This window comes from Bradyrhizobium sp. B097 (genome assembly GCF_038957035.1).
Classification (GTDB): Bacteria; Pseudomonadota; Alphaproteobacteria; order Rhizobiales; family Xanthobacteraceae; genus Bradyrhizobium.
Window position 1 is genome coordinate 2493116 of record NZ_CP152412.1, and the last position, 12393, is coordinate 2505508.

11 protein-coding genes are annotated in these 12393 nt (G+C 66.8%); 6 read left to right on the forward strand and 5 right to left on the reverse strand.

Features of this window, described 5'->3' with window-relative positions:
* Entirely contained in the window at positions 1–2268 is a 2268-nt protein-coding gene (locus AAFG07_RS11605) for a xanthine dehydrogenase family protein molybdopterin-binding subunit (RefSeq protein WP_342727382.1), read from the forward strand.
* 175 nt (positions 2269–2443) lie between these two features.
* On the opposite strand, the gene AAFG07_RS11610 is transcribed toward AAFG07_RS11605, so the two are convergent.
* Entirely contained in the window at positions 2444–3091 is a 648-nt protein-coding gene (locus AAFG07_RS11610; RefSeq protein WP_342727383.1) for a cupin domain-containing protein, read from the reverse strand.
* 179 nt (positions 3092–3270) lie between these two features.
* Here AAFG07_RS11610 and AAFG07_RS11615 point away from each other — a divergent pair, with 179 nt between their 5' ends.
* The 4 genes from AAFG07_RS11615 to AAFG07_RS11630 all read left to right on the forward strand — a co-directional run bounded on the left by AAFG07_RS11615 (position 3271) and on the right by AAFG07_RS11630 (position 7117).
* Complete coding sequence (locus tag AAFG07_RS11615; RefSeq protein WP_092116368.1) at positions 3271–4038, forward strand: ABC transporter substrate-binding protein; 768 nt, start codon at positions 3271–3273, stop codon at positions 4036–4038.
* A 187-nt stretch (positions 4039–4225) separates the two neighbouring features.
* Complete coding sequence (locus tag AAFG07_RS11620) at positions 4226–4879, forward strand: amino acid ABC transporter permease (protein ID WP_342727384.1); 654 nt, start codon at positions 4226–4228, stop codon at positions 4877–4879.
* Positions 4876–5607 carry an amino acid ABC transporter ATP-binding protein gene (locus AAFG07_RS11625; protein WP_342727385.1) on the forward strand — a complete coding sequence of 244 codons (732 nt, stop codon included), beginning with the start codon at positions 4876–4878 and terminating at the stop codon, positions 5605–5607. The genes AAFG07_RS11620 and AAFG07_RS11625 overlap by 4 nt, the downstream gene beginning before the upstream one ends.
* A gap of 229 nt (positions 5608–5836) precedes the next feature.
* The gene (locus tag AAFG07_RS11630; protein ID WP_342727386.1) at positions 5837–7117 is read left to right on the forward strand and encodes an FAD-binding oxidoreductase; all 1281 of its coding nucleotides are present in this window, start codon (positions 5837–5839) and stop codon (positions 7115–7117) included.
* Between the two features lie 6 nt (positions 7118–7123).
* Here the strand turns inward: AAFG07_RS11630 and AAFG07_RS11635 are convergent, their stop codons facing one another.
* The 3 genes from AAFG07_RS11635 to AAFG07_RS11645 all read right to left on the reverse strand — a co-directional run bounded on the left by AAFG07_RS11635 (position 7124) and on the right by AAFG07_RS11645 (position 10334).
* A complete protein-coding gene (locus AAFG07_RS11635) occupies positions 7124–7549 on the reverse strand; it encodes a hypothetical protein (RefSeq protein ID WP_342727387.1) in 426 nt (141 codons plus the stop codon).
* A gap of 163 nt (positions 7550–7712) precedes the next feature.
* Positions 7713–8114 carry a PaaI family thioesterase gene (locus AAFG07_RS11640; RefSeq protein WP_342729124.1) on the reverse strand — a complete coding sequence of 134 codons (402 nt, stop codon included), beginning with the start codon at positions 8112–8114 and terminating at the stop codon, positions 7713–7715.
* 630 nt (positions 8115–8744) lie between these two features.
* Positions 8745–10334 (reverse strand): gamma-glutamyltransferase, encoded by a 1590-nt coding sequence (locus AAFG07_RS11645; RefSeq protein ID WP_342727388.1) that lies wholly within the window; start codon positions 10332–10334, stop codon positions 8745–8747.
* A gap of 101 nt (positions 10335–10435) precedes the next feature.
* Here AAFG07_RS11645 and AAFG07_RS11650 point away from each other — a divergent pair, with 101 nt between their 5' ends.
* Positions 10436–11209, forward strand: coding sequence for an enoyl-CoA hydratase-related protein (locus AAFG07_RS11650; protein WP_342727389.1), 774 nt, complete (start codon positions 10436–10438; stop codon positions 11207–11209).
* Positions 11210–11218: 9 nt separating this feature from the next.
* On the opposite strand, the gene AAFG07_RS11655 is transcribed toward AAFG07_RS11650, so the two are convergent.
* Positions 11219–12232, reverse strand: coding sequence for an NAD(P)-dependent alcohol dehydrogenase (locus AAFG07_RS11655; protein WP_212316363.1), 1014 nt, complete (start codon positions 12230–12232; stop codon positions 11219–11221).
* Positions 12233–12393: the final 161 nt, after the last annotated feature.

The window sequence follows — 12393 nt, forward strand, 5'->3', positions numbered from 1 at the left end:
ATGACGGTTGAACTCAGTCTGACCCGCGACCCCGCCCATATCAGGCATGGCTCGAACATCGGCCAGCCGATGACCCGCACCGACGGCGTGCTGAAGGTCACCGGCAAGGCCCGCTACGCCGCGGACAATCATCCGCCCGGCATGGTCTATGCCGTGATTGCGACCAGCTGCATCGCGCGCGGCCGCGTCACCGCGCTCGATGTCGCCGCCGCCAGGCGCCATCCCGGCGTGATCGACGTGATGACGCTGGCGCACAAGCCTGAACTTGCCGAAGACCCCGACGCCAAGGGCAACCCGTTCGCCTTCCGCATGGAGCTGTTGCAGAGCGACGAGGTGCGCTACGCCAACCAGGCGATCGCGGTCGTGATCGCCGAGACGCTGGAAGCCGCGACCGAAGGCGCAGCGCTGCTGTCGCCGCGCTACCAGGTCGAGATCGCGCGTGTCGGCCTCGACGCCGGCGAGGCCTACGCGCCGCCCGTGGTCGGCATCGGCAATCCCGCCGAAGTCCGCCACGGCGACATCGACGCCGGCATGGCTGCGGCCGCGAAGCTGACAGACTCGACTTACGAGACGCCGGCGCAATATCACAACGCGATGGAGCCGCATGCGATCGTCGCGGTATGGGACGGCGACCGCCTGTTCATCGACACGCCGAGCCAGGGCATGGGATTCGCCCAGATGCGCATCGCCGGGCTGTTCGGGATTCCGCCGGCGAATATCCACATCAACAGTCCGTTCCTCGGCGGCGGCTTCGGCTCCAAGGGGCTGATCTCCGGGCCGCAGGTGCTCGGCATCATGGCCGCCAAGCTGATCGGCCGTCCGGTCAAGCTCGTGCTGCGCCGCAGCCAGATGTATGGCCCGGTCGGCCATCGTCCGCCGACCCGCCAGCGCATCCGGATCGGCACCGACGATGCCGGCGCGCTCACCGTGATCAATCATGAGGCGCGCGTCACGACGTCGAGCTTCGACGATTTCTACGAGCCCGCCGCCGACGCCTCGCACACCCTCTATGCCAGCCCTGCGATCCGCACCGCGCATGAGGCGGTGCGCGTCGACACCGGCACGCCGCTGTTCATGCGCGCGCCGGGCGAGGCCACCGGATCGATCGTGCTGGAAAGCGCGATCGACGAGGCGGCGTTCGCCTGCGGCATCGATCCGCTGGAATTTCGGCTGAAGAACTACGCCGAGGTCGAGCCGACCACCGGCAAGCCGTTCTCCTCCAAGGCGCTGCGCCAGTGCTACGCCAAGGCCGCCGAACGCTTCGGCTGGGCGGGCCGTCCGCTGCAGCCGAAGCAGATGCGGGACGAGAACGGCTTTCTGGTCGGCTGGGGCGTCGGCACCGCGACCTTCCCGGCCATCATGTTCCAGGGCAATGCGCGCGCGGTGATCCGCGCCGACGGCAAGGGCGTGATGGAGACCGGCGCGCACGACATGGGGCAGGGCGCCTGGACCGCGCTGGCGCAGATCTCGGCCGACTCGCTCGGTCTCGATTTCGATCAGCTGACGTTCCGGTCCGGCAGCTCCGATCTGCCCGATGCCGGCATCGCCGGCGGTTCGGGGCATACCGCAACCGTCGGCGCCGCGATCCACAATGCCGGTGCGGCCGTGATCGCAAAGCTCGCCGAACTCGCGACCGCGGACCAGCGCTCGCCGCTGTTCGGCGCCGGCAATGCCGGCGTGGTGGCGCGGGCCGGGCGGCTGCATCGCCGCGACGACGATGCGCGCAGCGAAAGCTACGCCGACATCCTGGCGCGTGCCGGCCTCGCCGAGGTCGACGCCACCGGCAGCGGCGCGGCGGATGCGGCGGCGCAGTCGCAATATGCGATGCACGCGCATGGCGCTGTGTTTGCCGAGGTCAAGGTCGATCCGGAGCTCGGCCAGATCCGCGCCACGCGGCTGGTCGGCGCATTCGCTGCGGGGCGCATCGTCAATCCGTTGATGGTGCAGAGCCAGCTCTACGGCGGCATGATCTGGGGCCTGTCCTTCGCGCTGCACGAGGAGGCGGTGATTGACCATCGTTCGGGCCGCATCCTCAATGCGAACCTCGCCGAGTATCATGTGCCCGTGAATGCCGATGTGCCGCCGATGGAGGTCATCACGGTCGACGAGCATGATCCGCATGTGAACCCGCTCGGCATCAAGGGCGTCGGCGAGATCGGCATCACCGGCAGCGCCGGCGCCGTCGCCAACGCCGTCTTCCACGCCACCGGCATCCGTGTGCGGAATTTCCCAATCAAGATCGAGGAGATTGTGATGGGGTTAAGTTGACGCGGTTTGATACGATCGCGGTGTAACCATCATCGTCGTCCCGGCGAAAGCCGGGACCCATAACCACGAATGGGAGTTATTGCGCGACGCTGGGGCCGCAGCCTTCTTCAACAACACAACCCTGTGGTTATGGGTCCCGGCTTTCGCCGGGACGACGAATGGAGAGAGCGGGGCCTCACCCCGCCGCTGTCACGCAATTCACCCACAGCACCACAGCATTGGCATCGCCGGCCGGATTCGAGAACCGATGCGGGCGGCGGCTGGCGAAGCGGAAGCTGTCGCCCTGCTTCAGCGTCCAGGTCTCGGTATCCACCGTCAAAATCATCTCGCCTGACAGCACGAGGCCGGCCTCTTCGCCGTCATGGGTGTAGAACTCGTCGCCGGTGTTGCCGCCGGGCTCGAGATGCACCAGGAACAGATTGAGCCGGCTTTCGCTGCCGGCAGGGCTCAGCAGCTGCTTTGAAATTCCGGTGCGCCACAGCTTCAGCTCGGCGCGCTGCACCTCGCGGGTCACGACGCCGCCGGCGCTGTCATCCCTGGGCGTCGCGCCGAACAGCGCGGCGATGCCGACGCCGAGCACGTCGGCCAGCGTCGCCAGCACGCGCAGCGAGGGCGACGACAGGCCGCGCTCGATCTGGCTGATGAAGCCGATCGATAGGTCGGTACGCGCGGCGACCACCTCCAGCGACATCTGCTTGGTGCGGCGCAGGTCGCGGATGCGGCGTCCGACCGCGAGATCCATCGCAGGCTCGGCCGGCTTCTTCACGGGCTTTTTGGCCGCGCGGCGTGGCGTCACGGGCTTTGCTGCCGCGCCTTTGCGCATTCTCTTGCCGCCGCTCACGTCAGTCCGCTTCCTTCATGTGCATGAAAACCGCTTGCATTGGTCGCGGTTTCGTGACCACAATTTCATATTGGTGAAAATAGGCCGGAACGGCGTCGCCCGCAACATCTAGCTCGAAAAGCAGGGCGATGCGGCGCCGAGGCCAGCTTCGGAGGTGTGCGATGTCCTTTCAGCGTCTCGTCCATGCCGCGGTCGCGGCGCTTGCCCTCGCCTTGAGCGCGCCGTCAGGGGCGCAGCAGGTGCTCAAGGTCGGCTCGACGCCGACCGGCATCCCCTTCACCTTCCTCGACACCAAGACCAATTCGATCCAGGGCATCATGGTCGATCTCGCCACCGAGATCGGCAAGGACGCCGGTTTCTCGGTGCAGATCGAGCCGATGCAGTTCTCGGCGCTGATCCCCTCGCTGACCGCGAACAAGATCGACATCATTGCCGCCGCGATGTTCGCCACCGCCGCGCGCAAGGAGGTGATCGACTTCTCCGAGCCGGTCTACACCTATGGCGAGGGCCTCGTGGTGCCGAAGTCCGACGCCAAGGCCTATGCCACGCAGGAGGATCTGAAGGGCACCGTGGTCGGCGCCCAGGTCGGCACCGCGTTCGTCGATGCGCTGAAGAAGACCGGGCTGTTCAGCGAGGTCAAGGTCTACGACACCATTCCCGACATCCTGCGCGACGTGAATGCCGGCCGCCTCAAGGCCGGCTTCGCCGACTATCCGATCCTCGCCTACAATCTGCAGCAGGGCAATTTCGCCGACGTCCGGCTGGTCGACGGCTACAAGCCCGTCACCGTCGGCACGGTCGCGATCGGCATCCGCAAGAGCGACACCGAGCTCTTGGCCAAGATCAACGCCTCGCTGGCGAAGCTGAAGGCCAACGGCACGATCGCGAAGATCCTGGAGAAATGGGGCCAGAAGGCCAGCGCGTCGTGATGCGCGCATGTTGCTATTGGGCTTGGCGGGCCACTCGAGATCAGTGATCCGTCACCCTGAGGAGCGCGTAGCGCGTCTCGAAGGGTCGACGGCCGCCAGCCGGGCCGATTCATCCTTCGAGACGCGGCGAAGGCGCCGCTCCTCAGGATGACGGGGACGTATTCGAGGGACTGGATACATTCTACCGATGCAAAAATTCTTCCATGACGCCGTCGAGTTCGTGCCGATCCTGTTGCAGGGTGTCTGGCTGACCATCGTCGTCACCGTCGGCTCGCTGTTGCTGTCGACCGTGCTTGGGCTGGTCTGGGCGCTGATGCGGGTGTCCGGCATCGGCATTCTCGTCGGCCTCAGCGCGGCGCTGATCAATGTGATCCGCGGCATCCCGATCATCGTGCTGCTGTTCTACATCTATTTCGTGATGCCCGATTTCGGCATCGCGCTGTCGGCGCTGCAGGCCGCGATCATCGGGCTCGGCATCGCCTACTCGGCCTATCAGGCGGAGAATTTCCGCGCCGGCATCGAGGCGATCGACAAGGGGCAGATCGAGGCGGCGCAGACCATCGGGATGGGCTGGTGGCTCACCATGCGCCGCGTGGTGCTGCCGCAGGCGGTCAGGATCATCCTGCCGCCTTACGGCAACATCATGATCATGATGCTGAAGGATTCCTCACAGGCCTCCACGATCACCGTCGCCGAGCTCGCGCTGCAGGGCAAGCTGATCGCCTCCTCGACCTTCAAGAACACCAGCGTGTTCACCCTGGTAGCGCTGATGTACCTCACCATGAGCATTCCGCTCATCCTGCTGGTTCGGCACTTCGAGAACAAGGCGAACCGCAAATGATCGAGCTCAACGACGTCCACAAGAGCTTCGGCAAGGTCGAGGTGCTCAAGGGCATCACCGCCTCGGTCGCCAAGAGCGAGGTGGTCTGCATCATCGGCCCGTCGGGCTCCGGCAAGTCGACCATCCTGCGCTGCATCAACGGGCTCGAGAGCTACGATCGCGGCGAGATCAGCGTCGAAGGCGCGCGCGTCGATCAGGGCGACCGCTCGATCGTGGCGATCCGCACCCAGGTCTCGATGGTGTTCCAGCGCTTCAACCTGTTTCCGCATCGCACCGCGCTCGAGAACGTTATCGAGGGGCCGCTCTACGTGAAGAAGGAGTCGCGCGAGCAGGCGCTCGCTCGCGGCCGCGCGTTGCTGGCGCAGGTCGGCCTCGCCGACAAGGCCGAAGTGCATCCGCCAAAGCTCTCCGGCGGCCAGCAGCAGCGCGTCGCGATCGCGCGGGCGCTGGCGATGCAGCCGAAAGCGATCCTGTTCGACGAGCCGACCTCGGCGCTCGATCCGGAACTGGTCGGCGAAGTGCTCTCGGTGATGCGCAAGCTCGCCGACGACGGCATGACCATGGTCGTCGTCACCCATGAGATGGGCTTTGCCCGCGACGTCGCCGACCGCGTGCTGTTCATCGATGGTGGCGTCATCGTCGAGCAGGGCGCCGCCAAATCCGTCCTCAACCAACCGCAGCACCCGCGCACCCAGGATTTCCTGCGCCGCGTGCTGCATCCGTTGTGATCGACAATGACGTTTGCTCTTACTGTCGCCTCATCGGAAGTGCGCTCCCTCTCCCGCTTGCGGGGGAGGGTTGGGGTGGGGGTCTCGCCACGAGTCAGAGCCTTCGGGGGGAGAGCCCCCACCCGGATTGCATCTCCGATGCAATCCGACCTCCCCCGCAAGCGGGAGAGGTGAGTGAGTCCGCGGACATGCCGTTCGGCACAACATCCATTCTAGTTCGGTATCCTACATGACCTCTTCGCTGCCACCGAGCCTCTACGCCGACACCGCGGTGGAAGCGACGCCGACGCCGCCGCTGACATCGGACAAGAGCGTGCCGGTCGCGATCATCGGCGGCGGGTTCACCGGCCTGTCGACCGCGCTGCACCTTGCCGAGCAGGGCGTGCTCGCGACCGTGCTGGAGGCACAGGAGCCGGGCTGGGGCGCCTCCGGCAACAATGGCGGCCAGACCAATCCCGGGCTGAAGCACGACCCGGATCAGATCGAAGCGGATTTCGGCGCCGATCTCGGCCGCCGCATGATCGAGTTCTCCTACGGTACCACCAACTTCACGCACGACCTGATCCGTCGCTACCAGATTCCCTGCGAGGCGCGGCAGAACGGCACGCTGCGCGCCGCCTACAATGAGGCCAGCGCCACCGCGATCGAGACCACGGCGAAGCAGTGCATCCGGCGCGGCATGCCGGTGAAACTGCTCAACGCCGCCGAGATGCACGAGATGACCGGCAGCGACCGTTACCTCTGCGCCGTGCTGGATGCGCGCGGCGGCGACCTGCATCCGCTGAGCTACGCGCGCGGCCTGGCGCGTGCCGCGATCGGCGCAGGCGTCGCCGTCCATGGCGAGACGCCGGCGCTGTCGCTCCGCCGTGACGGCGGCCGCTGGCGGATCGAGACACCGCGCGCAGTCGTGCGTGCCGACAAGGTGCTGCTCGCGACCAATGGCTTTACCGATGATCTGTGGCCGGCGCTTCGCCGCACCATCGTGCCGGTGTTCTCCTCGATCGCGGCGACCGCGCCGCTGTCCGACGAGGTCGCGCGCGCGATCATGCCGGGCCGTCCGGTGCTCTACGAGAGCGGCCATATCACGGTCTATTACCGCATCGACCAGCACAATCGGTTGCTGATGGGCGGCCGTGGCCCGATGCGCTGGATCAGCAAGCCGACCGACGTCGCCTATCTGATGCGCTACGCCGAGCGGCTGTGGCCGCAGCTCAAAGGCGTCAGCTGGACCCACGGCTGGAACAGCCGGCTCGCCATCACCGCCGATCACTATCCGCATGTTCATGCGCCCGCGGAGAATTTGCTGATCTCGCTCGGCTGCAACGGCCGCGGCGTTGCGCTCTCGACCGCAATGGGCGCGCAGCTCGCCCGCCGCCTGATCGGAGGTGCAAAGGCCGAGATCGACATGCCCGTGACCGGCATCAAGCCGATCCCGATGCACGCCTTCTGGCGCGTCGGCGTCACCACGGCGGTGCTGACCGGGCGGGTGCGGGACAAGCTCGGGGTGTAGCGGCCGCTATCGCGTTCCGGCTTCGCCAAGGTGTGTTCTGAAGAACGCGATGGCGGCCGTGTGGAAGCGCTGATGAAAGGCGACGCGATCGAAGCCCGGCGCATCGGTGCAGATGGCGACCATCTTCGCTGTCTCCTCCGGCGTGCAGGTCGCGAGGAAGGAGAAGTGCTTGGCATCCTTCACCAGGTGAAAGTCCGGTTTGGACGGAAGCCTCTCGTTGATCGCGGCGGCACAGCACCCGGAGAGACCGTCGCCATTCTGCGCGGGGTCCGAGCTCCACAATTGAATCGGGATCGTCACAGCTTTCAAATTCTCGGCCGCAAAGAACAGCACAGGAAAGGGATCGACGATGATCGCGGCCTTGATCCGCGGATCGTGGACGGCCCGCCCGCTCGGCTTTTCTCCGCCTTCGAGCTCCTTGCAGGCCCGCAAGCTCGACGTCTGGCAGTTCGGCAAGCCCTTGCGGAGATCGGGTTCACCGCCAATCGCCGCGAGGCGCCCGCGGGAACGTCGAAGCGCCGGAGTCCAGCCGCCTGCGCCGCAGGGACCGCAAGCAGCAACAGCGCTGACAGCACGAAGGGAGCGCGACGCATGGCTATCGCTTGTCCAGAATCCGCAACTCGGCCGTGGCGCTGGCAACCGTCAAATTGTCAGCGTCGATCAGATCGGCCTCGACGATCATGTCGCGGTCGGTCTGCGAGACGACCTTGGCCTTGGCCGTGATCGGACCGACGCGCGCCGGCTTGAGAAACCGCGTGGTGAGAGTTCTGGTCACGACGGTCTTGCTTGACGGAAGTACAGCGAGGGCGCCGAGGCCCGTCGCCGAATCCAGCATCGCCGCAAGGAAGCCGCCCTGGATCGTTCCGTGCCGGTTGGTGAACAGCGCCTGCGCCACGAAGCGGATCGAGGCGACTTCGCCGTCGAAGCCCAGCCACTCGCGTCCGAGGAGCTGAGCGCCGGGCGGCACGTCTGCGCTTGCATCGCTCAAGCCGGTCACCATTGTTCGTTGTCGGGCCGAAATGTATCAGCCCATTTGCGTCCTGCAATGTCCGCGGGCGTGCCATCGTCCTCTGCTGCCGAAACACGGTTCACGTTCCGGATACCGCGCTGCTGATCGAAAGCCGGATTGCTCCGGTTACATCTTGGTCCTACCCCCGGAGCTTATCTCTTTTGCTCGGGGCCCATGGGTGCAATCGGCACCCGGCTTTCCCTGCGCCCTCTGCGAGAGAGACGGCGGAACGAAGAACAAGGCTCGGGCAAATGATGTCGCGAGAGTGCGAAGCTGCGTCCTCACTACAACTGTCATCGCCCGGCTTGACCGGGCGATCCAGTACGCCGCGGCCTCTCGGCTCACGCACCGGCGTCTCTGGAATACTGGATCGCCCGGTCAAGCCGGGCGATGACACCGAGATGAAGTACGCAATGGCGGTGCATCAAGTACGCAATGACGGTGCGTCGTACCGCACGAGAACCATCCTCGTCGTCCTGGCGAAAGCCAGGACCCATTACCCCGAATCGCAATCGTTGCGCGACGCTGGGGCCACAGCCCTCTTCAACAACATGACCTTGTGGTTATGGGTCCCTGCTTTCGCAGGGACGACGGCGGGTAGAGAGCTGTGCGCACGACTCACCCCTCCGCGATTGCATCGCTCCACGGATGAAACGGCTCGGTGGCGCCGCTGTTGGTGGTGCCGTCGCGCAGCACGATGCTGGGGCAGGCGAACTTCTTGGGCTGGGTCTGGATGCGTGCCTCCGCATAGTCGAAGCGGCCGCGCAGCACCTCACGCACGGCTTGCGGCAGGCGGACATCGCCGATCACCACATTGCCTTCGCTGGCGTCGATGCGCGGCTGATGGATCGCGGCGTCGAGATCCATGCCGAAATCCATCACGAAGGAGAGCAGCTGCGACACCGCGGGCAGAATGCGGCGGCCACCGGATGCGCCGGCGGCGAGCCTGCGGCCGTCGGCCGCCTCCGCCACCACGGGCGTGTAATTGGTCAGGCAGCGCTTGCCGGGCGCAAGCGAGTTCGGTGCGCCTTGGGTCGGATCGAACCACATGATGCCGTTGTTCATGGTGAGGCCCGTGTTCGGCGTCACGAATTTGGAGCCGAAGGTCGACAGCAGCGTCTGCGTCACCGCGGCCATGTTACCGTCGCGGTCGACCGCGGAGAAATGCGTGGTGCAGGATGGTGCGATCGCCTCCGCGCCGAGCGCGCGGCGGCCGTGGACGTCGCCCATGTCCTTCAGCCGCTCGCGATAGGCGGCCTGCAGCGCCTCGGCGTAGGCAGCATAGGCGGCCGCATCCGGGCCGCCCTGCGCGGGCGCCAGCGCCTTCTGCAACAGGCCGAGCGTACGCGCCATGGTCGGACCCGCGGTCAGCTCCGGTGTCGCGTAGACCGCGCCGCCGCGGTAGGGAATCGTGAGCGGCTCGCGCAGATGGGCGCGGAAGGCGGCGAGATCGCGCACCGACAGCGCGCCGCCGGCGGCCTGGATATCGTCGGCGATGCTGCGCGCCAAGTCGCCCACGTAGAAGTCGCGCGGGCCGGCCGCGGCAAGCTGCGCCATCGTCGCCTGCAGCCTGTCCTGCGGCATGCGGACCACCGACTTGATGCCCCATTGCGCATTCGGCGGCAGGCCGTCCAGCAGATACGCCGCGGCGCTGGCGGGATAGCGCCGCAGATCGGCGGCGGAGCTTGCGATCATGTCGGTGGTCCACCAATCCACCAGCAGGCCTTCACCGGCGAGCTTGACGCTCGGCGCCAGCAGGTCCTTCCACGGCATTTTGGCGTGGCGGCGATGTGCCTCCTCCATGCCGGCGACGACACCGGGCACCGCGATCGAGCCCGGGCCGTGCAGATTGCGGTCGTCCTTGACCCGCGCCCAGGGGAACAGGTCGGAGGCCGCGCCGCCGGTCAGCGGATAATCCTCCAGGCGCAGGCCGTCCGGCGCGCGCATGCCGTAGTCGATCACCTCGACGCGGTTCTCCTTGGCGCGATACAGCACCATGGCGCCGCCGCCGCCGGCGCCGCTCATCCACGGCTCCAGCACGCCCAGCGCAAAGGTGGTTGCGATCACGGCGTCGACGCAATCGCCGCCCGCTGCCAATACCTCCGCGCCGACTTCGGCCGCCTTGCGCGACTGCGCGGCGACGATGCCGCCCTTGGCGCTGACGGCCGGCTTGCGGATCACTTGCGAGTTGGAGAACTGGTCGGACATGGCGTTGCTTTCGCTGTTCTTGTTGCGGGCGGGTCGCGTTGGCGTAGCATGCCAAGCTTGGCACTGTCAGTGCAACAAGAACCAATTTCGGGGAGCGGAAAATGAGCAGTGTGAAGCGTGAGCGGGACGGCAAGGTCGGCATTCTGACGCTCAACGATCCCGCCAGCCTGAATGCCATGACGCCGGAACTGCTCGGCGATCTCGCACGCGCCATCGGCGAGATGGGCGTCGAGCCCGGCATCCGCGCGCTGGTCCTGACCGGGGAGGGACGCGGCTTCTGCTCCGGGCAGAATCTCAAGGCGTTCAACTCGCTCGGCGACAATATCTATACCGGCGTGATGAAGCATTACTGGCCGGCGATGCAGGCCTTGCGCGAGTGCCAGATGCCGGTGGTGGTCGCCGTCAACGGCGTCGCGGCCGGCGGCGGCTTCAGCCTTGCGATGTCCGGCGACATCATCCTGGCCGCGCGCTCGGCGAGCTTCATCCAGGTGTTCAGCCGGATCGGCCTGGTGCCCGATCTCGGTTCGACCTGGCTGTTGCCGCGGCTGGTCGGGCGCCAGCGCGCGCTCGAGTTGATGCTGCTGAACGAGCCGTTGTCGGCCGAGCGGGCGAAGGAGTGGGGGCTGGTGCGCGACGTGGTCGACGACGCAAGGCTGCTCGACGAGGCGAAAGCACTCGCCGGCCGCCTCGCCGATGGCCCGACGCGCGCCCTGGTCGCGACGCGGCAGCTGCTCGAGGAGAGCGAGCACGCGAGCTACGCCGATCAGTTCCGCCGCGAGATCGAGCTGCAGATGGTGATCCGCGACAGCGCCGACGCGAAGGAAGGCCGTCAGGCCTTCGTCGAGAAGCGCAAGGCCCGGTTCACGGGGCGCTAGGCAAGCATGCTAGCCGATCGCAATCGCGATCTTGCCGAAATGCGCGCCGCTCGCCATGTGGGCGAACGCGTCCTTGACCTGGTCGAACGCGAACACCTTGTCGATCACGGGCTTGACGCCGTGCATGCTGATGCCGTCGCACAGCGCCTGCAGATCCTCGATCGAGCCGACGGTGACGCCCTGCAGCCGCTGCTGCTGCATCACCATCAGCGGCAGCCTGGTGTCGGACGAGGCGGGACCGGCGAGCACGCCGATGAAGGCGATGGTGCCGCCGATTTTCGTCGCGCGGATCGACTCGTTCAGCGTGCCGACGCCGCCGACCTCGACGACGAGGTCGACGCCGCGCCCGGTCAGCTCGCGCGCCTTCTTGCCCCAGTCGGGCGTGGTCTTGTAGTTGAGCGTGACATCGGCGCCGAGTTGCTTCAGCCGCACGATCTTGGCGTCGCTGGAGGAGGTCGCGATGACGCGGGCGCCGCACATCTTGGCGAATTGCAGCGCGAACAGCGAGACGCCGCCGGTGCCCTGGGTCAGCACGGTCTGTCCCGGCTTGATGTCGCCGAGCTTGACCACCGCGCTCCATGCCGTGAGGCCGGCGCAGGGCAGCGCCGCGGCCTCGATGTCGCTGAGATGGTCCGGCGTGCGCACCAGCGCGTGCGCCGGGAACACGCGGTATTCGGTCAGCACGCCGTCGACGCTGCCGCCAAGCGCCGCGCGCATCCGTGCCTCGCTGGGCTCACCGCCGAGCCAGCTTTCGAAGAAGCTGCCGATCACGCGATCGCCGGGCGCGAAACTCCTGACCCCGGCGCCGACCGCCTCGACGACACCGGCGCCGTCGGACACCGGCACCAGCGGAAATTTCTGGCGCGAGCCGTAGCCGCCCTTGACCGTGAGCAGGTCGCGATAGTTCAGCGTTGCCGCCTTCAGCCGTACCAGGACCTCGCCGGGGCCGGCCTGTGGAACCGGCTTGTCGACCAGCGCAAGCGCGTCGACGCCGCCGGGGCCTTGCAACTCATAGCATTTCACGGGACGTCTCCTGCTGGCTGTCGTCGTCGATCTTCTTGTCTTGGGCGGCGCGCCCGGCGCCGCCGCGCATTCACCCAGCATATGTCAGGCCTGCCGCGCGTGGCCATAGCGCCGTGCGGCCGATGGAATAGCGCCCATGTCGAACGTGTTGGGGCTACCGA